Below are 19,110 nucleotides of genomic sequence, written 5' to 3' on the forward strand. Positions count from 1 at the left end.
TTAGCAAACAGCTTCTTCGATAGTTTCGTTATAAGGAAGGTTGAAAGCTTCGGCTACTCCTTTGTAAAGGATTTTACCGTTAGCAATGTTTAATCCTTTCTTCAATTCTTCGTTCTCAGCACATGCTTTTTTCCAACCTTTGTTTGCTAATTGTAATGCATAAGGCAAAGTAGCATTTGTAAGAGCTAACGTAGAAGTGTAAGGAACCGCACCTGGCATATTGGCTACACAGTAGTGAACAATATCGTCAATGATGAAAGTTGGGTTTTCGTGAGTGGTAGGAGTACAAGTCTCGATACATCCACCTTGGTCAACAGCAACGTCAACAACTACAGTTCCAGGGCTCATTAATTTCAACATATCACGAGTAATCAAGTGAGGTGCTTTAGCTCCAGGAATTAATACCGCTCCAATTACTAAATCAGCAGTTGCGATTTCTTGACAGATGTTGTAGTGGTTAGACATTAAAGTAGTTACGTTAGCTGGCATAATATCATCTAAGTAACGTAAACGAGGTAAGCTTAAATCCATGATAGTTACCTGAGCACCAAATCCAGCAGCCATTTTAGCAGCCTGAGTACCTACAACACCACCACCAAGAACAACCACTTTAGCTGGTTTTACTCCAGGAACTCCTCCTAAAAGGATTCCTTTTCCTTGTAATGGTTTTTCTAAGAATTTAGCACCTTCTTGGATAGACATACGTCCAGCTACTTCTGACATTGGAACTAATAAAGGCAAACTACGATCTGCTTTTTCAACAGTTTCATAAGCTAAACATACTGCTCCGCTTTCGATCATTGCGTGCGTTAATGGCTCACAAGAGGCAAAGTGGAAGTAAGTAAATACTAATTGATCTTTTTTAATTAATGGGTATTCAGAAGCGATAGGCTCTTTTACTTTGATGATCATCTCAGCAATTTCATAAACCGCTTCAATTGTTGGTAAAATTTCAGCTCCAGCCTCTACATAAGCAGCATCACTAAATCCACTGTTGATACCTGCATTTGTTTGCACATATACAGTATGTCCAAATTTTTTAAATTCAGCTACACCAGATGGAGTAAGTGCTACACGATTCTCATTATTTTTAATTTCTTTTGGAACTCCGATTATCATAGTTAGTAATATTAGATGATTGATTGTTATTTCATTACAAATGTATTCATAAGTGTTTTTTACTGATTATACTAGGTTTAAATAAGAAAATTTTCGTTTTATTGTTTATTTTTACACAAATTATTTCTGGTTTGTTCACTTAATCGTTTTCGCAACAGAAATTTTTTCTTTTGGAGTCTTTTAATAAAATGAAATGTTATGGTATTGGACGAAACGGATAAAAGAATTTTGCGCTTATTGCAGAAAGATGCACATTATAAGCTAAAAGATATTGCTGCTAAAATCAACTTGTCATTGACTCCAGTTCATGACCGAGTAAAGCGATTAGAGCGGGAAGGTATTATTGATAAATATGTGACTGTTTTAAACAAAAAGAAACTGGGAAAGAACTTAACGGTTTATTGTCAGGTGACATTGGTTAAGCAGAATTATGATATCTCGGTAGTTTTTAATCAAGCTATCCTCAATATGCCAGAGGTGGTAGAGTGCAATTTTATTTCAGGTAGTTTTGATTATTTACTTAAAATTGTTTTGGAAGATATGGAGAGTTATCATCATTTTCATCAAAAAAAACTCTCTGTATTGCCTGAAGTTTCATTGATCAACAGTTTCTTTATTATCTCAGAAGTAAAAAATACGACGATGTTGCCCTTATAAACACAAAAACCATTCGATGTTCCGAATGGTTTTTGCGTTTTTTGATGACTTAGGATTTATTTTAAATGCGAATTAATGTATGCTTCTAATCCTTCTAATTCTTTCTCAGAAAATGTTTTTGTTAGGTTTAGATTCGCCTGCATTACCGCAAATTGAGACGGATCTACAATGGCATCGCTTTCCCCTTTTAAGAAAGTGACGATGCTAGCATTTTTATCTTTATAGATTTTTGCAATTTCTTTCAAGCTTGGTCCAATTAATTTTTCCTCTGTTTTATGGCAGGAAATACAATTTCCTTTGCTTTCAAAGATTACTTTACCTAATTCTTCAGGTGCCAATTCTTTTTCTTCACTAGCAACGGTTGTTTGTTGTTCTTCATTTCCAAATGATTCCTGACTTTCTTTTTTACAGGCAAAAGTTAATAGAATCAGACTCAAGAGTAGTAATTTTTTCATTGTTATAAATTTTTATACCAAATATACTTTTTAAGAGGCAATGATAAAATGATTAATATCAGTTTATTGGTTCAAAAGAATGGCTGCTTCTTTAGCGAAATAAGTCGAAATCAAACTAGCACCGGCTCTTTTGATGCACATTAACTGTTCCATCATGATTTTGTCATTGTCCAGCCATCCACGTTCGGCAGCGGCTTTAATCATGGCGTATTCGCCCGAAACATGATAAACGGTTACGGGAACATTTACAGCGTCTTTTACTTCGCGTACGATGTCTAAATAAGCGATTCCCGGTTTTACCATGACCATGTCGGCACCTTCTTCAACATCCCAAATCGCTTCTTTAACCGCTTCAATACGGTTTGCGTAGTCCATTTGGTAGGTTTTCTTGTCTTTTGGTACCACAACATCGGCTTCTTTAGGTGCAGAGTCCAAAGCATCTCGGAAAGGTCCGTAAAAAGCAGAAGCGTATTTAGCCGAATAACTCATAATCCCCACGTTTTGAAATCCTGCGGTATCCAATCCCTGACGTAAACGCAATACACGTCCGTCCATCATGTCTGAAGGTGCTACAAAATCGGCTCCAGCCTGTGCATGAGAAACCGCCATTTTTACTAAAGCTTCTACGGTTGAATCGTTTTCGATATCGCCATTAGCGATGATTCCGTCGTGTCCATAAATCGAATACGGATCTAAGGCTACATCTGGCATTACAATCATTTCCGGACAAGCAGTTTTAATTGCACGAATGGCTTGTTGCATTAATCCATTAGGATTCCAAGCTTCTTTTCCGGTATTGTCTTTTAAATCTTCGCTTACTTTTACATAAATATTTACGGCACGAATTCCTAAAGCGAACAATTCTTTGACTTCTTCTACAGTTAAATCAATCGAACGACGAAAGATGCCTGGCATAGAAGGAATTTCTACTTTTATATTTTCGCCTTCGGCAATAAACATTGGAAACATAAAATCCGAAGGACTTAAGGTTGTTTCTCTAACTAAACTTCTTATTGATTCGTTGACTCTTAAACGACGACCTCTGTGTATTGGGAACATAATTATTATTTTTCAAGCTCCGTAGGAGCGTAATATTTATAGTTTATTTTCGATTCGTGATGTTAGCTCCAGAGGAGCGACATGTTAAATATCTTCGAATAAATATTCGTTTTTAAAATCAACATTAAACAATTTTAAAAATTCGACATATTCTTCTTTAAATGTTTTTGTTTTATGGTGTTCTTCCTGATTTTGAATATAATTGATAACATTAGTTAATTGCGAATGGCTATAAGTGAAAGCACCAAATCCTGTTTGCCATTCAAATTTACCATTTATCCATGCTTTTTCGTTGATGAATCGGGATGAATTGGCTTTGATATCTCTGACCAATTCAGATAATGCTTTATTGGGCTTTAATCCAATTAGAATATGAATATGGTCAGGCATTCCGTTGATAGCAATCAATTTTTGATCTTCATTTGTGACAATTCCTGTTATATATTTGAATAATTCATCTTTCCATTTATTGGAAATCAGATTTTGTCTTCCTTTGACGGCAAAGACAATTTGAATATATAATTGCGTATAGGTATTTGCCATTCGAAATAGATGTTAATTAAAATTTGTCATTCCTACGGGATTCAATATAGATTGCATAAAATGTTTCTATAAATATATCGCTCCTACGGAGCTCAATTAAAATATCTAAACTTTTGCTATAAATATGTCGCACCGATGGTGCTTTTTTTTTAAATATTGTTTATTGCTACAAATATATCGCTTCTTCGGAGCTCCTTCAAAAATGATAAATCAACAGCTATAAAAATAACGCTTCTACGAAGCTATCCAATCAACTGGTTTTTCTAACACTTTCAATAACTTTTCTTCTTCACTTCCGGCTTCTGGATGATGGTCGTATACCCATTGTACATGTGGTGGTAAACTCATCAGGATACTTTCGATTCTTCCATTGGTTTTTAAGCCAAATAAAGTGCCTTTATCGTGAACCAAATTGAATTCTACATAACGGCCACGACGGATTTCCTGCCAGGTTCTGTTGGCTTCAGTGTAAGGAAGATCTTTTCTTCTTTCTACAATTGGAACATAAGCCTCTAAGAAGCTGTTTCCAACTTCTGTAACGAAATTGTACCAATCGTTCATTGTCATTTCTGGAGTGGCTTTTAAATAGTCGAAAAACAAACCGCCGACACCTCTGGCTTCATGTCGGTGCGCATTCCAGAAATAATCGTCACATTTCTTTTTATAATTCGGATAAAACTCCGGATTGTGTTTGTCACAGGCCGTTTTACAAGTTTGGTGAAAATGCTTTGCATCTTCTTCAAACAGATAATATGGCGTTAAATCCTGGCCGCCACCAAACCATTGGTTGATGATAGTTCCGTTTTCATCATACATTTCAAAATAACGCCAGTTAGCATGAACCGTTGGAACCATTGGATTCTTAGGATGAATCACCAAACTCAGTCCGCAGGCAAAGAAATCAGCTTCGCCAACGTTGAACATTTTCTGCATGGTATCTGGCAATTTGCCATGAACGGCTGAAATATTGACTCCCCCTTTTTCAAAAACAGCTCCGTTTTCAATCACACGGGTTCTTCCGCCACCACCTTCTGGACGGTCCCATAAATCCTGACGGAATTGAGCAACACCATCTATCTTTTCTAATCCGGCACAGATTTGGTCTTGGAGTTGTTGTATGTAAGCGTAAAATTTGTCTTTCATTTTTATTCTTTTCTTTCTGGGTCTTCAAAACTGTTTTCTTTCTGGTCACGTTTTGAGCTACTGAATCTTTTTTAGATAAATTAAAAATTTCTTTAGAAACAGAAGCTTGAATTTTATTATTGAATCCGAAATATTCACAAACTCATTTTGGGAAATTATCTTAATAGTAGGTTATTTTTCTTTCAACAATAAACACTTTATTTTTTGTTACAATAGTTTTTTTAATCCAGTTTTCAAATTTATCATATACGTAACTTATCTTTTCTTCGTTTTCCAAATTTCCATCAGCATCAAATTCTTTTGTTCTGATTTCATTACCCTTTTCATAAATATATTCTATTGAACCTTCTTTTTCTCCTTCAAAATAATTTGTCCAATTTTCAGTTATTTTTTCGCGATTATTGTACGTTATCAATGTTTCTTCTAATAAACCATTTTTATTATCTTTCCATTCAGTTTTATACAGTAAATTGTCATTATTAAAATAATAGTTATACCATTCTTTTCTGTCTGAATATTTCAATTCTCGATAAATCAAATTGTTATTTAGGTCATATTTAAAATTTTCAACAGATACTTGATTTCCAGATAAATTACTTTCTATTTTTTGAATAAGTTTTGAATTTTTAGAATAGAAATATTTAATAAATGTTTCTTTCTTTAATGGGATACTTTCTTTTCCCGTTGTTATTTTTTTTGGCTGTTTATTAATGAATTTTTCTGATGTAATTTTACCAAATTCATCATATGAAAAAAAACGATTTGCATAGAGAACATTAATTTCAGTTATTTTTTTGTTCTCATATTTATAAAAATCATTTCTTATTGGTTTAGAATTTTCAAAATACGTTTGATTAATTAAATTTCCATTTATATCAAATTTTTGTTCATTGTTTTTTTGCCAACTAGATTGCCATCCTTCAATGGTTTTAACATAATTATTACCATTCTTTTTGGCATTAAAAGATTTTTCCGCTATAGATTTTACTTTACCTTTTAGATGTAGGGTCGTTAAATTTTTGAACTCCTCTTCTTTATTTACTTGCCCTATACAGACTAGGAAATTATAAAACATTAAAAGTATAGAAAATATAATCCTGCAGTTCGTCATTTCTTTTGTTATTGCAACCAATTTATAGGTTTCTTATATAAGTCAAGTTTTTTTAATATTCCTACAAGGTTTTTAAAACCTTGTAGGATATCTAACTAATTCCCGTACTCTTTCACCGCGTCAATAAACGCTTTGGCATGATCCACAGGAATATTTGGTAAAATTCCGTGACCCAGGTTTACGATGTATTTGTCTTTTCCGAATTCGTCAATCATTTCGTGAACCATTTTCTTGATGGTTGGAATTGGCGATAACAATCTTGATGGGTCAAAATTACCTTGTAAAGTCACATTTCCACCTGATAAATAACGTGCATTTCTTGCTGTACAAGTCCAGTCTACACCAAGAGCCGAAGCCTTGCTTTTACCCATTTCGTTCAAAGCAAACCAACAACCTTTTCCGAAAACAATAACCGGAGTAATATCGGCTAAAGCTTCAACGATTTGGTTGATGTATTTCCATGAAAATTCCTGATAATCCGTTGGAGAAAGCATTCCTCCCCAAGAATCAAAAATCTGTACGGCATTAACACCTGCCTTTACTTTTTCTTTTAAGTATAAAATAGTAGTATCAGTGATTTTTTGTAACAAAGTGTGCGCTGCTACTGGATTTGAGAAGCAGAAACCTTTGGCAGTATCAAAACTTTTCGACCCTTTTCCTTCAACTGCATAACAGAAAATAGTCCAAGGAGAACCAGCGAAACCAATTAATGGCACTTCGTCGTTCAACATTTCTTTGGTCAATTTTACCGCGTCCATTACGTAACCTAAAGTTTCTTCGATATTAGGAACAAATACCTGATTAACTTGCTCCATGGTGCGAATTGGATTCGGGATAATAGGTCCTAAATTGTCTTTCAATTCTACATGAATTCCCATAGCTCTTGGTACTACCAAAATATCCGAAAATAAAATAGCAGCATCCGGAGCAATACGACGGATAGGCTGAACCGTGATTTCAGCAGCTAATTCCGGAGTTTCGCAACGGGTGAAAAAATCATATTTGTCACGTAAAGCTCTAAATTCCGGTAAATATCTTCCTGCCTGACGCATCATCCATACCGGTGGACGTTGAACAGTTTCTCCTTTTAATGCTTTTAAGAATAAGTCGTTTTTTATCATTTTGATTTTATTTAACCCTTTCAGAGTTCAAAACTCTGAAAGGGATTTTTATTTAAATTCTTCTATTACTGCTTCGATGACATCTTCGATGGTAGGTTGTGCCGCCACAATGATGTTTTTTGTTTTATTTTCTAATGCTGAAGCTGTGGTTTCGCCAATGCAAAAGCAAACTTCTTTTGTGATTGTATTATTTGTCAGGTAACTTTCTACTGCCGAAGGGCTAAAAAACAGAATTCCATCAAAATTTTCTTCTTTGGAAATTTTAAATGGCGCTAATTTGGTTTGATACACCTCAATTTCATTGAAAGTGATACCAGCATTTTTCAAGGCTTTTGGTAAGGTTTCTTTGCGAAGATTTCCGCTGAAAAATGTATAGCTTTCATACCAATAAATTAGAGTAATTATTTCTGCTAATTCTGATGCGTAATCCATGTAAGCTTCTACTTTAAAACCATTTGCCTCGAGTAAATCTTTGGTTTTTTCGCCTACGCAAAAAACACTTTTGGATGTAAGTTTTTCCCAGCCTTTTTGTTCCATCAAACTTAATACAGCATTTTGACTACTGAAAATCAGATTGGTATTGATTTCTTTTAGTTCGAAATTGTTGTTTTGGATTTCGATGAAATCTTGTTCTAATAGGTCGATTTCGGCATCAAGAAAAGCCTGACGTTGTGCAACGGATAAGGTTTTGGTCGAAAGAATACTTGTCTGACTCATTATTTTTTCAAAGTTGCTTTAATCGTTGCCATCAATTCGCTTCCGCCATTATCGAGAATTTCTTTAGCAGAATAGAAACCTAATTTTTTCCATTCAGATATATCCACCACTTTGTTGATTTCGATTTTTTGTTTTCCATCCAAAGAAAATAAAACTCCATCCAAATGAATAGTGTCTTCGTCTTCATTGTATTTTGCTAAAGCACCAATAGGAGCTGTACAACCACCTTCTAAGGTTCTCAAAAATTGGCGTTCGATATAGGTACAAACTTCGGTTTCGATATCGTTTAATTGCGAAACAGCATCTAAAGTAAATTCGTCATTAGCCATAGCAACTACCAACATGGCTCCTTGAGCAGGTGCCGGAATCATCCAGTCTAAATCGATATAATCACTTGGTTTCAAGTTGATTCTTTCCAATCCTGCAGCGGCAAACACAGCGCCATTCCAGTCACTATCTTGTAGTTTTTGCATGCGGGTATTTACGTTTCCGCGTAAATCCACTACAGTATGATTAGGATATTTATTCAACCATTGTGCCTGACGACGCAAACTTCCAGTGGCGATAGTTCCTTCAGTTTCCAGAAAATCCAGATTACCTTTGTGCACTAAAATATCAAGGGTATTGGCTCTTTTTAAAACGGCTGCCTGAACAATTCCGATAGGTAGGGCAGTGGGTACATCTTTCATAGAATGTACTGCGATATCTACATCGCCGTTAATCATGGCTATGTCTAATGTTTTGGTGAAAATTCCAGTAATTCCCAATTCGTATAGTGGCTTGTCAAGAATAATATCACCTTGTGATTTTACGGCTACGATTTCAGTTTTATAACCTAAATCGTTGAGTTGTTTTTGAACAGTATGTGCTTGCCATAAAGCGAGTTCGCTATCTCTTGTACCTATACGTATTGTTTTTTCTGCCATTTTATTTTTTTGCCATAAATATAGAAAGTAATTATGACTTAATTAATTTGTGAAAATTGGTGTAATTTGTGGTGGATTTTATTTTACCACAGCTTCAATTTTAAAGACTTTTTCAATCCATTCGATGCTTTCATCTACCATTGTGTTTTCATCTTTTAGGTGATTGGCAAAATGCGTAGTGATTTTTTGAATGATTCTGTTGCTGATGATTTCAGCTTGTTCTTCGTTAAAATCGGCTATTTTTTTACTTTGAAAATCCAATTCCGAATTTTTGATTTCGTTTAGTTTGGCTTTCAATGCATTGATAGTTGGAGCAAATTTTCTGCCTTTGGTCCAGGTATTAAATTCGTCTTTTATTTCTTCGATTATCGCTTCAGCAGCAGGAATATGTTCTTTTCTGTTTTCTAAAGTCTCATCGGTAATTTGTGATAAATGGTCCATGTGAATTAGCGTCACACCTTCTACTTCTGTTACATTTTCATGTACGTTTTTAGGAATAGACAAGTCTAATATCAACAAAGGTTTTTTAAGGTTCAAAATGGCTTTGTCAACCGTTGGGTTTTGAGCACCTGTGGCTACTACTAACACATCGGCTTTTTGTATTTCCAATTGTAAATCCGAATAATCTTTAACTACTACATCCAACTTTTCGGCTAATTTTTCAGCCTTGTCTTTGGTTCTGTTGATTAAAGTAATTTGTTCGTGTTTGCTGTGTTTTACCAAATTTTCACAGGTATTTCTACCAATTTTTCCGGTTCCAAAAAGTAAGATATTTTTATTAGCAATATCTTCTACATTTTTGATTATATATTGAACAGATGCAAAGGATACTGAAGTTGCACCTGAAGAAATTTCGGTTTCTGTTTTGATTTTTTTACTGGCTTGTATCACCGAGTTTACTAAACGTTCCATGAAATTGTTTACTAAACCATAGGATTTACTTTGTGTAAAAGCATTTTTTATTTGACTGATGATTTCAAAATCACCTAAAATTTGGCTATCTAATCCGGTTCCAACACGAAACATATGATTAATAGCCTCTTGGTTTTTGTAGATATAAGCTACTTCTTGAAAATCTTGTACCGAACCGTTACTGTTTTCGCAAAGTAATTTGATTAACTCATAAGGATGGTTAGCAAAACCATAAATTTCAGTTCTGTTACAAGTTGAGGTAACTATAATTGATTCGATTCCTTCTGCTTCAGCTTGCATTAATAGAACGGATTGTGCTTTGGCATCTAAGCTAAATTTTCCTCTAATCGTTGCATCTGCTTTCTTGTAACTTAAACCTAAAGCGTAAAAAGTGCTGTTTCTGGACATATTAAAATTTTCCATAATTATACTTTCCTTAAAAAGTTCTACAAAATTATTATTAACTATTTTATAAAAACAACGCTGTAAGTTCTTTTTGTATCGCTTCGTGATAATTTGATCTAAAAACGGTATTACAAAATCAATTTTAGTATAAAATAGTGCAAAATCGGCTTTTTTTTGAGTCATTGTGTAGATTTATTCTAAATAACTCAAAGCATTTTTTCTAATGATAGATACGAAAAAATATCGCTTAGGGTTCTTGATGGTTGTTGTTAAATATAGATTTAGATGTTTTGTAAATCTATTGAACAACTTTTTTTTAGGAGTTAAATCCATTTTTTTAATAAAAACGCTACCTTAAAAAAGGCAGCGTTTTTTATCTCAAAAAAGAATTATTTTTGAACGATAGGTGTTCTTAATGATTCTAATACGACTACGATATCAGTGTATAATTCTGTATTTGCAGCTACACCATTGGAATTAGCTGCAGCACCTACATAGCCAACAAATTTCGTATAATCTGCATTGCTAGATTTTGTACCCATACGTGGATTTTTAGCTGGATCATGTGCATCAACCATATTTAATCCTGAGTAGGTATTCACAGCATTTGTTCCTCCAGTATTGAATGAGAAGAAGTCGGTTAGATTATCTACTAAAATAGCCAATTTGGTTGTATTTCCGGCTCCAACTTCAGTAAGAACAGGAGCAAAATGTGCTCCTAGATTTCCAGATGCATTGGATTGAACATCGGCTACAATTAATCCTACTGTAGAATTAACCACTTTGCGGAATGCTAAACGTCCTTTTTCAATCATTTGCCCTGAATTATCTGGGTCAGCAACCATTGTCGAACCTCCTAAACGTGCATAGATTGATGCTTTTGGTTCTGGTTTTGGATCATCGTCATTGCTGCAAGAGGTGAATGAAGCCGACGCAATTAACATTACACTTAGTGTGATTTTAGAAAAATTTCTCATAATAATAGATTTAAAGGTTAATTAAAAAATTGATTTATTGTTTTGAATGCTTTGTAACTTATACTGTTTTGATCTATTGGGCATACGGGCTTGTTTTCCATACTGGCAGGTAATAAAAATCGTTCTGCTTTGTAAGGGCGCTTTTGCATTAATTCATTGAATACTTTTTCTGAATTAGTGATTTTATTGTTGTGGAAATAGACCACTACATTTCTTTTTACAATAATAGAATCTGTGGTTAAACCTTTGATGGATCTTAGGTCGGCACAAATTTGTTTGGCTTGCACCGAATCAATCGTGTTTTCAAAATCAATGCGACTCACTTGAATAGTAGCATTTTCATATACGGCTGGTTTTGCTGTTATGATATGATAGATCAAAATAGCAATGAACATTACTACAATACCACCTAGGATTACCAATACTTTTTTTACTGTTTTATTCATGATTATACTATTTTATGGTTTTGTAAGTCATTTACGTAGCTTGGTTTTGTTTGGTTTTATATTTTTTACGAAATAGACTAATTTGGAATTGTTATAAATAACTATAAGTCCGGGCAGTTAGAAAACTCTTAGCAAATTGAAACCAAAAAACACATCGCCTTTTGTCCAGTCACCAGTAGTTTGACCTAAATACCCCGCTTCGTGAATGCCTTGTGAACTCGTAAAATGCATTTGGAAAACATGCCCACCCGTATCTAAATCGAAACCAATGGATAATGGATTTTTATATAATGAGTTTGAGGCTCTATTGAGATGCGCGGCATAATCAATATTAAGAGACCAACGTTTTGAAAGTTTATAACGACCACCCATTCCTATGGCATATTGGGTATTGTTTTGGAGCGTGTTGTCAATGAAATTTTCGTGAAAAAGGGTTGGAGCGATTTCCAGGGATAGTTTTTCTGAAAATTTTCGGGAGATTAATAATTGTTGAACAAAAGTGAATCGGTCATTAAAAGTAAGTTTTGGATACAAACTCTCTTTAAGAGTATTATTGATGGCAAGGCTACTAAATCCAGCGATGCTCACTGGAAAACCTTCTGTTTTTTGGTTAAGCAGGGTGTATTTGGTCGAAAAATCATAAGCCAATTCACTTCTAGCGGCACTTATGGTTAAATAATCGGTTAAACCGTAAACAAATTTGAGTTGGGTATTCGCATTATCTAATCCAAAGAAGCCTTCAAAACCATCTTTCACGGAACCAAATCGATGGGCAACTATAAAATACAAATCACCTTTGGCTGCGAGTTTTGTCGATTCTAAGTTGACAATCTTCAATCCTTTAAATGCTGATGTAACATTTTCTTTTGTTGCTGTGCTGTCTATACCAGCTAATAAATCATTTTGAGAAAATGATAGTAATGGAATGAATACGAATAGGAGGAGTAACTTTTTCATAAATAGGATTTTGATGGGTTAGTAGTCTCAAGGAACTATGGAACATTGGTCCATTTTAAATTCTTCTAATAATTCGTCATAGCCTAAAAAGCGACCTTTAATACTTGTTTTGTGACCTATGATGAGATCATGAGGAAGACTGTCTGAGAAACTTGCAAATAAAGTGTTGTCTAAAATCACCGCTTTAATTTCTATATCGATAGCAGTAACCTCTGCTTTTATTTCAAGGGTTTGGTCTTGGTATTTTAGTGTAGCGAGGCTATCATTGTCTGCAAATTCTTTTTCTAATTCAGATACGGTTAAGCTGTATGTAGCTTTTTCGGTACTTATAGTTCGGTGTTTTTGGTAAGCGTAGCGAAATAGCCCAAAAGCAACTAGCAGTAGGATTAAAATACCATATAGTAGTTTTTTATTCATGGTTTTGTTTTATAGTTATTTGAGTACTTACGATAAAATTGAAATGTTGGTTTTTGTTTTAAAAAAATAAATGGGGATAAAACTATAGGAAAGGTTTTCTCGTATATGAATTTCAGTTGAGAAGACCTCATTTATTAATTCAAAATCATACGTTATGAAATCTAAAATTCTTTTATCTTTAGTTGTGTTTAGCAGTGTTTTAATGTCCTGTTCTAGTGATAATCCTGAAACTTTAATGGAAGATCCACCTGCTGTAGAAGGTAAAGTGACTTACAAGCAAAATGTAAAGTCAATTATAGACAACAATTGTGTTTCCTGTCATGGAGCAACACCAACAGGAGGAACTTCTTTATCATTAGTTACCTATACTCAGGTAAAAAATGCGATGCAAAACCGCGGATTGCTCAATCGAATTTCCTTAAATAATGGAAATAGTGCTTTGATGCCACAAGGTGGACCAAGATTGCCTCAGTCGACTATAGATATGGTAGCGAAATGGCAACAAGATGGACTTTTAGAATAATTATTAAAATCCTAATTATGAAAAAAGTTATCGTTTTAAGTCTATTGTTTGTTGTCAATTTGGTATTGGCACAAGACAAAAAGATTGCAAAATCAGGAGTCATTACTTTTGAAGCTTCGGTGCCTTCTTTTGAAGAGGTAAAAGCAACCAATGCAAGTACAACCGTGGTGCTAAATACACAAACTGCCGAAATTGCCAGTTTGGTTTTGATAAAAGGATTCCGTTTTAAAATCGCATTGATGGAGGAGCATTTTAATGAAAATTATATCGAAAGTGATCGCTATCCTAAAGCCGTGTTTAGAGGGAAAATAGAAAATTTTGATACGCATAGCATCACTGCGACACCCAAAGATTTTATAGTGAATGGAACATTAGAATTACATGGAAAATCAGTTCCAATTAGAGTAGTTTTAAAAATGAATCAACTGGCAAATGGTTTACATTTGAGTACTAATTTTTCTGTAAATGCTAGTGATTTTGATATAAAAATACCGTCAGTTGTTAGTCATAAACTATCTAATAAAATCAAGATTCAACTCCAAGCCGTGTTGAAATAGAGCCTTAAAAACAATAAAGAATTTATAAATTTAGAAGGAAGTAAAGAAAAACCGTTAAAAAGATTTAATTTTGAAAGACTAAAGCAATAAAGTAATTCGAAAAAATGGAAGAGGAAATAAAAATTGACGATGATTTTATTTTAATTCGTTTTCAAAATAATACCGATACGGTTTTAACTTTTCAGCGACCTGTTCAATTGGGCTTGATACAATTTCATTTTGGGTTAAAGGGTAGTGCTAATTATATTTTTAATCAGGGCAATTATGTGCTGAATCTCAAAGAAGAAAAGGCTTTGTTGTTTTATAACACCGAAAAAGAATTGCCTTTGAACGTGCAAATAGCTCCAAAATCCTGGTTGATTTCCATTTTTGTTTCTATCAAAAAATTTCATGGTTTGTTTACCAATGATGCCGAACATATTCCGTTTTTGAGTAAAGAAAATCAAGAGAAAAAATATTATAACGAAAGCGATATTAGTCCGTCGATGGCCATTGTTTTGAACCAAATGTTTCATTACAATTTGAATCCTTCTATCAAAAATTTGTATTACAAAGGAAAAGGCTACGAGTTGTTGAGTCTTTTTTTCAATCGAAATGAAGATCCAAATGCTGAACAATGTCCGTTTTTAGTAGACGAAGAAAATGTTTTGAAAATCAAAAAAGCCAAAGAAATTATCATTGCTAATATGGCCGAACCACCAGGTTTACCGGAACTGGCAGATCAAGTAGGGCTGAATTTGAAGAAATTAAAAATGGGTTTCAAGCAAATTTATGGCGACACGGTGTATGGCTTTTTGTTTGATTACAAAATGGATTTCGCTCGTAAATTATTAGACAGCGGTTCGTACAATGTAAACGAAGTAGGACTGAAAATTGGCTACAGCACCGGCAGTCATTTTATAGCCGCTTTCAAGAAGAAATTTGGAACTACTCCAAAAAAATATTTGATGTCAATCAATCCAAGCGCATAGTCGTGATTGATTTTCTAAATTAAACAATAAATAAAAAATAACATTTATCATAGATCTACAAAGTGGCTTATGCTATTTTTGGAGAAAATCAAAAAACAAAAAATCTACACATGAAAGGAGTATTATTAGTCAATTTAGGTTCACCAGAAAGTCCAACGCCAAAAGATGTAAAGCCGTATTTAGACGAATTTTTGATGGACAAATACGTGATTGATGTTCCGTTTTTATTACGTGCCTTATTAGTTAGAGGGATTATTTTAAGAAAAAGACCAGAAGAATCAGCTCATGCTTACGCAAAAATTTGGTGGGATGAAGGTTCGCCATTAGTAGTTCTTTCTGAAAGAATGCAGCAAAAAGTTCAACCTTTAGTAAATGTTCCAGTTGCTTTGGCAATGCGTTACGGAACTATGACTATTGAAAAAGGATTACAGGAATTGCACGATAAAGGTGTTACCGAAGTATTACTTTTTCCTTTGTATCCACAATATGCAATGGCTTCAACTTTGACTATTTTAGTCAAAGCAGAAGAAATTCGCAAAAAGAAATTTCCTCAAATGACTTTTACCGATGTGCCTGCCTTTTATAACAAGCCAGATTATATTCAGAATTTGGCCGATTCAATTAAAAAACATGTAGAAGGTTTTGATTACGATCATTTATTGTTTTCGTATCACGGTATTCCGGAGCGTCACATTCGCAAAACCGATGTGACTAAATCTCATTGTAAAATTGATGGTTCTTGCTGTAATACGCCTTCGCCAGCACATGCATTTTGCTATCGTCATCAATGTTATGAAACTACAAAACTGGTGATTGAAAGATTAGGAATCCCAGAAGATAAATACAGCTTAACTTTTCAATCTCGATTAGCAGGTGATAAATGGTTAGAGCCTTATACTGATGTTGAAATTAACAATATGCCGTCAAAAGGAATTAAAAAATTGGCGGTGGTAACTCCAGCTTTTGTATCGGATTGCTTAGAAACCTTAGAGGAAATTGCTATGCGCGCCAAAGAAGAATTTGAAGAAAATGGTGGTGAAGAATTCTTAGCAATTCCTTGTTTGAATGATGATGATGCATGGTGTCAAACTGTAGGGAATTGGATCAATGATTGGGCTAAGTAGAGAATAGAAGCTAGAGTAAAGAGAAAAGACTTTTATGGAGTACTACAACTATCTAAAATCCCTTCATCTCATATTTGTAATCACTTGGTTTGCGGGTTTGTTTTATATCGTTCGCTTGTTTGTGTATCAAATTGAAGCTGCTGCTAAACCTTCGCCTGAAAAGGAAATTTTGCAAAATCAATTCAAAATTATGAGTTATCGTCTGTGGTATATTATCACTTGGCCGTCGGCAGTTTTGGCTAGTATTTTTGCTTTTTGGATGCTGTTGTTTACTCCTACAGGAAATGCTTGGTTGCAAATGCCTTGGATGCATGTAAAACTTGGCTTTGTTTTTGTGCTCTATTTGTATCATTTAAAATGTCATCAAATATTTAAACAATTACAAAAGGATGAGGTAAAATATACTACTAATTTCATGCGTTTGTGGAATGAAGGAGCGACCATTATTCTTTTTGCTGTTGTTTTCTTAGTAATATTAAAAAATGCGGTCAACTGGATTTATGGTGTAATCGGGATAGTTTTATTCTCGGTTTTAATCATGCTAGGCTTTAAATTTTATAAGAATATACGAGAGAAAAATAGTGGTCAGTAATTAGTATTTAGTGTTCAGTTACTTTGAAACTGAACATTTAAACTGAATACTTAAACCTGAACACTGAACACTAAAAGTAAATGTTGAAGAACTTTAAATTATCCATGCTTTCGTTGCGAATTCGAATTTTTCTTTCGATGATCGTTGTGATAATTATTTCTTCGGTTTTATTAGCATCCATTTCGATTATTCAATTTAAAAATGAGGCTAAAGAATACCATCGTGAACGTTTAGAACGTAAAGAAAATGCGGTAAAAGAACATATTAATTATATTCTTTCCACTACCACTTATCCATTGAATACGGAGAATTTAGATTTAATTTTTAAGGATAAAATCCATGAATTAGCACATATTCACAACATCGAGATCAATATTTACAATCTGGATGGAAAGTTATTAAAATCCTCCAAAGAATTTTTTTCGGTAGATAAAACAGCACCTCCTATTCCTAAATACATTCTGAAACTGGTTCGCTCTTCTATTGAAAAAAGATATGTGGATATTAAAACCATTAATGGTATTAAAAATCGTTCTTCGTTTACCCAGATTAAGGATGATAAATTCAAACCTTTAGGGGTACTTAATTTGCCTTATCAGGAGGATGACGGTTTTTATGACAAAGAGTTAAATAGCTTTTTAATTCGGCTGGGGCAGGTATATTCTTTTATGTTGATTGTCGCATTTGCCTTGGCGTATTTTCTTTCGTCCTATATAACCAAATCGCTGAAAACCATTTCGGATAAGTTGAACGAAACCCGCTTGAATAAGAAAAACGAAAAGATTTTGCTTTCTGCCAGTAGTAAAGAAATCAATTTGTTGATCAGTGGTTACAACCAAATGGTAGATGAATTAGAAAAAAGTGCCATTAAATTAGCCCAAAGCGAAAGGGAAGAGGCTTGGCGTGAAATGGCAAAACAAGTGGCACATGAGATTAAAAATCCGCTTACGCCAATGCGTTTAACCGTGCAGAGTTTTCAGCGAAAATTTAATCCTGAAGACCCTAATATTGTCCAGAAAATGAGGGATTACTCCGAAACATTGATTCAGCAAATTGATACGATGACATCGGTGGCTTCGGCTTTTTCTAATTTTGCTTCGATGCCAGCACAGCAAAATGAAACGCTGAATGTAGTTGCAGTTGTCGAACTGGCTTTGGATATTTTTAATGAAGATCAAATAGTTTTTGAAAGTAGTGCCCCTGAAATAATTTCTAAGATTGATCGAACACAATTAATCCGAATTATTACTAACTTAGTAAAAAATGCCATTCAAGCAATTCCTGAATTACAAGAAGAAAAAAGTGTGGCAGTATCAGTAAAAAAAGAAAAGGATAATGTATTGATAGTGGTTGAAGACAATGGAGTAGGCATTAAAGAAGAAGATATAAACCGAATATTCGAGCCTAAGTTTACTACAAAAAGTAGCGGAATGGGATTGGGATTAGGAATTATAAAAAATATTATCGAAAATTATAAAGGCAGCATTCACTTTGAAACAGAATACGGAAAAGGAACCCGTTTTACGGTTTCGCTACCCATTATTAACTCTTAAATCAATACAATGAGCTACCAAAATATTTTGATTGCAAAAGAGCATAATATTGCAACCATAACGATTAATCGTCCAGAAAAATTAAATGCTTTAAACAAAGTTACGATTCAGGAACTGCATCATGCTTTTTTAACCTTAGAAAGCCATAGAGATATTCGCGCTATTATTCTAAAAGGAAGTGGCGATAAAGCTTTTGTGGCTGGTGCTGATATTGCTGAGTTTGCCGAATTTTCGGTAGAAGAAGGCATTCAATTATCTGCTCAAGGTCAGGAAACTTTGTTCAATTTTGTTGAAAATCTAAGAGTCCCTGTTATTGCAGCCATTAATGGATTTGCCCTTGGCGGCGGATTAGAGTTGGCTATGGCTTGTCATATTCGTGTGGCATCTGAAAATGCTAAAATGGGACTTCCAGAGGTGTCTTTAGGTGTAATTCCGGGTTATGGAGGAACACAGCGTTTACCACAATTAATTGGTAAAGGACGTGCCTTAGAAATGATCCTGACTGCAGGTATGATTTCTGCCGAAGAAGCCCATAGAGTGGGCTTAGTAAATCATGTGGTAAAACAAGAGGATTTGCTTTCTGTGTGTAATGAAATTGCTCAAAAAATGATAAAAAATTCCCCTGCAGCCATAGCAATGGCGATTCAGGCGGTGAATGCCAACTTTAAAGAAGGGGAAAATGGTTTTGAAACCGAAATTAAATCTTTCGGAAGATGTTTTGGAACCGAAGATTTTAAAGAAGGAACTAAAGCCTTTTTAGAAAAAAGAAAAGCCGTTTTTACGGGAGAGTAATTTTGAGTATTCAGTTTGAAGTTTTAAATCAGA

The 19,110-nt window shown here is 34.2% G+C and carries 22 protein-coding genes; 8 read left to right on the forward strand and 14 right to left on the reverse strand.

Annotated features, from left to right (window positions below; translation table 11 throughout):
- Positions 1 to 1,119, reverse strand: coding sequence for an alanine dehydrogenase (gene ald / locus ACFPTQ_RS03185; RefSeq protein WP_379773775.1), 1,119 nt, complete (start codon positions 1,117 to 1,119; stop codon positions 1 to 3).
- A 198-nt stretch (positions 1,120 to 1,317) separates the two neighbouring features.
- Here ald and ACFPTQ_RS03190 point away from each other — a divergent pair, with 198 nt between their 5' ends.
- Entirely contained in the window at positions 1,318 to 1,776 is a 459-nt protein-coding gene (locus tag ACFPTQ_RS03190) for an Lrp/AsnC family transcriptional regulator (protein ID WP_379773778.1), read from the forward strand.
- A 56-nt stretch (positions 1,777 to 1,832) separates the two neighbouring features.
- On the opposite strand, the gene ACFPTQ_RS03195 is transcribed toward ACFPTQ_RS03190, so the two are convergent.
- The 13 genes from ACFPTQ_RS03195 to ACFPTQ_RS03255 form a co-directional block, all read right to left on the reverse strand.
- Positions 1,833 to 2,231, reverse strand: coding sequence for a c-type cytochrome (locus ACFPTQ_RS03195; protein ID WP_379773781.1), 399 nt, complete (start codon positions 2,229 to 2,231; stop codon positions 1,833 to 1,835).
- Positions 2,232 to 2,294: 63 nt separating this feature from the next.
- Positions 2,295 to 3,290, reverse strand: a complete 996-nt coding sequence (gene hemB / locus ACFPTQ_RS03200; protein WP_379773783.1) for a porphobilinogen synthase — start codon at positions 3,288 to 3,290, stop codon at positions 2,295 to 2,297.
- Positions 3,291 to 3,374: 84 nt separating this feature from the next.
- Positions 3,375 to 3,833 carry an IS200/IS605 family transposase gene (tnpA, locus tag ACFPTQ_RS03205; protein ID WP_379773786.1) on the reverse strand — a complete coding sequence of 153 codons (459 nt, stop codon included), beginning with the start codon at positions 3,831 to 3,833 and terminating at the stop codon, positions 3,375 to 3,377.
- A 234-nt stretch (positions 3,834 to 4,067) separates the two neighbouring features.
- Positions 4,068 to 4,976, reverse strand: coding sequence for an oxygen-dependent coproporphyrinogen oxidase (gene hemF, locus ACFPTQ_RS03210; RefSeq protein WP_379773788.1), 909 nt, complete (start codon positions 4,974 to 4,976; stop codon positions 4,068 to 4,070).
- Between the two features lie 160 nt (positions 4,977 to 5,136).
- Positions 5,137 to 6,108: a hypothetical protein gene (locus ACFPTQ_RS03215; RefSeq protein WP_379773791.1), complete on the reverse strand. Its 972-nt coding sequence runs from the start codon at positions 6,106 to 6,108 to the stop codon at positions 5,137 to 5,139.
- Between the two features lie 74 nt (positions 6,109 to 6,182).
- Entirely contained in the window at positions 6,183 to 7,208 is a 1,026-nt protein-coding gene (gene hemE / locus ACFPTQ_RS03220; protein WP_379773793.1) for a uroporphyrinogen decarboxylase, read from the reverse strand.
- Between the two features lie 48 nt (positions 7,209 to 7,256).
- Positions 7,257 to 7,925 (reverse strand): uroporphyrinogen-III synthase, encoded by a 669-nt coding sequence (locus ACFPTQ_RS03225; protein WP_379773796.1) that lies wholly within the window; start codon positions 7,923 to 7,925, stop codon positions 7,257 to 7,259.
- The gene (hemC, locus tag ACFPTQ_RS03230; RefSeq protein ID WP_379773798.1) at positions 7,925 to 8,851 is read right to left on the reverse strand and encodes a hydroxymethylbilane synthase; all 927 of its coding nucleotides are present in this window, start codon (positions 8,849 to 8,851) and stop codon (positions 7,925 to 7,927) included. Before hemC ends, ACFPTQ_RS03225 begins: the two co-directional genes overlap by 1 nt.
- Positions 8,852 to 8,929: 78 nt before the next feature.
- Positions 8,930 to 10,186, reverse strand: a complete 1,257-nt coding sequence (gene hemA / locus ACFPTQ_RS03235) for a glutamyl-tRNA reductase (RefSeq protein WP_278034425.1) — start codon at positions 10,184 to 10,186, stop codon at positions 8,930 to 8,932.
- Between the two features lie 371 nt (positions 10,187 to 10,557).
- Positions 10,558 to 11,145 (reverse strand): hypothetical protein, encoded by a 588-nt coding sequence (locus ACFPTQ_RS03240; protein ID WP_379773800.1) that lies wholly within the window; start codon positions 11,143 to 11,145, stop codon positions 10,558 to 10,560.
- A 17-nt stretch (positions 11,146 to 11,162) separates the two neighbouring features.
- Positions 11,163 to 11,591, reverse strand: a complete 429-nt coding sequence (locus ACFPTQ_RS03245; protein ID WP_379773803.1) for a hypothetical protein — start codon at positions 11,589 to 11,591, stop codon at positions 11,163 to 11,165.
- A gap of 117 nt (positions 11,592 to 11,708) precedes the next feature.
- On the reverse strand, positions 11,709 to 12,548 hold the full coding sequence (locus ACFPTQ_RS03250) for a DUF5777 family beta-barrel protein (RefSeq protein ID WP_379773805.1): 840 nt from the start codon (positions 12,546 to 12,548) through the stop codon (positions 11,709 to 11,711).
- 27 nt (positions 12,549 to 12,575) lie between these two features.
- On the reverse strand, positions 12,576 to 12,965 hold the full coding sequence (locus tag ACFPTQ_RS03255; protein ID WP_379773807.1) for an OB-fold protein: 390 nt from the start codon (positions 12,963 to 12,965) through the stop codon (positions 12,576 to 12,578).
- A gap of 154 nt (positions 12,966 to 13,119) precedes the next feature.
- Between ACFPTQ_RS03255 and ACFPTQ_RS03260 the strand changes: the two genes are divergently transcribed.
- The 7 genes from ACFPTQ_RS03260 (at position 13,120) to ACFPTQ_RS03290 (ending at position 19,077) form a co-directional block, all read left to right on the forward strand.
- A complete protein-coding gene (locus ACFPTQ_RS03260; RefSeq protein WP_379773809.1) occupies positions 13,120 to 13,488 on the forward strand; it encodes a c-type cytochrome in 369 nt (122 codons plus the stop codon).
- Between the two features lie 17 nt (positions 13,489 to 13,505).
- Positions 13,506 to 14,045 (forward strand): YceI family protein, encoded by a 540-nt coding sequence (locus tag ACFPTQ_RS03265; protein ID WP_379773812.1) that lies wholly within the window; start codon positions 13,506 to 13,508, stop codon positions 14,043 to 14,045.
- A gap of 104 nt (positions 14,046 to 14,149) precedes the next feature.
- Positions 14,150 to 15,016 carry a helix-turn-helix domain-containing protein gene (locus ACFPTQ_RS03270; protein WP_379773814.1) on the forward strand — a complete coding sequence of 289 codons (867 nt, stop codon included), beginning with the start codon at positions 14,150 to 14,152 and terminating at the stop codon, positions 15,014 to 15,016.
- A 110-nt stretch (positions 15,017 to 15,126) separates the two neighbouring features.
- Positions 15,127 to 16,140, forward strand: a complete 1,014-nt coding sequence (hemH, locus tag ACFPTQ_RS03275) for a ferrochelatase (RefSeq protein ID WP_379773817.1) — start codon at positions 15,127 to 15,129, stop codon at positions 16,138 to 16,140.
- A gap of 34 nt (positions 16,141 to 16,174) precedes the next feature.
- On the forward strand, positions 16,175 to 16,732 hold the full coding sequence (locus tag ACFPTQ_RS03280) for a CopD family protein (protein WP_379773820.1): 558 nt from the start codon (positions 16,175 to 16,177) through the stop codon (positions 16,730 to 16,732).
- Positions 16,733 to 16,812: 80 nt separating this feature from the next.
- Positions 16,813 to 18,285 carry a sensor histidine kinase gene (locus tag ACFPTQ_RS03285; protein WP_379773823.1) on the forward strand — a complete coding sequence of 491 codons (1,473 nt, stop codon included), beginning with the start codon at positions 16,813 to 16,815 and terminating at the stop codon, positions 18,283 to 18,285.
- A gap of 9 nt (positions 18,286 to 18,294) precedes the next feature.
- A complete protein-coding gene (locus ACFPTQ_RS03290) occupies positions 18,295 to 19,077 on the forward strand; it encodes an enoyl-CoA hydratase/isomerase family protein (RefSeq protein WP_379773826.1) in 783 nt (260 codons plus the stop codon).
- The last annotated feature ends 33 nt before the right edge of the window (positions 19,078 to 19,110 follow it).

The organism is Flavobacterium sp. GCM10022190 (genome assembly GCF_042656445.1).
In the GTDB taxonomy this organism is placed as follows: Bacteria; Bacteroidota; Bacteroidia; order Flavobacteriales; family Flavobacteriaceae; genus Flavobacterium; species Flavobacterium nitratireducens.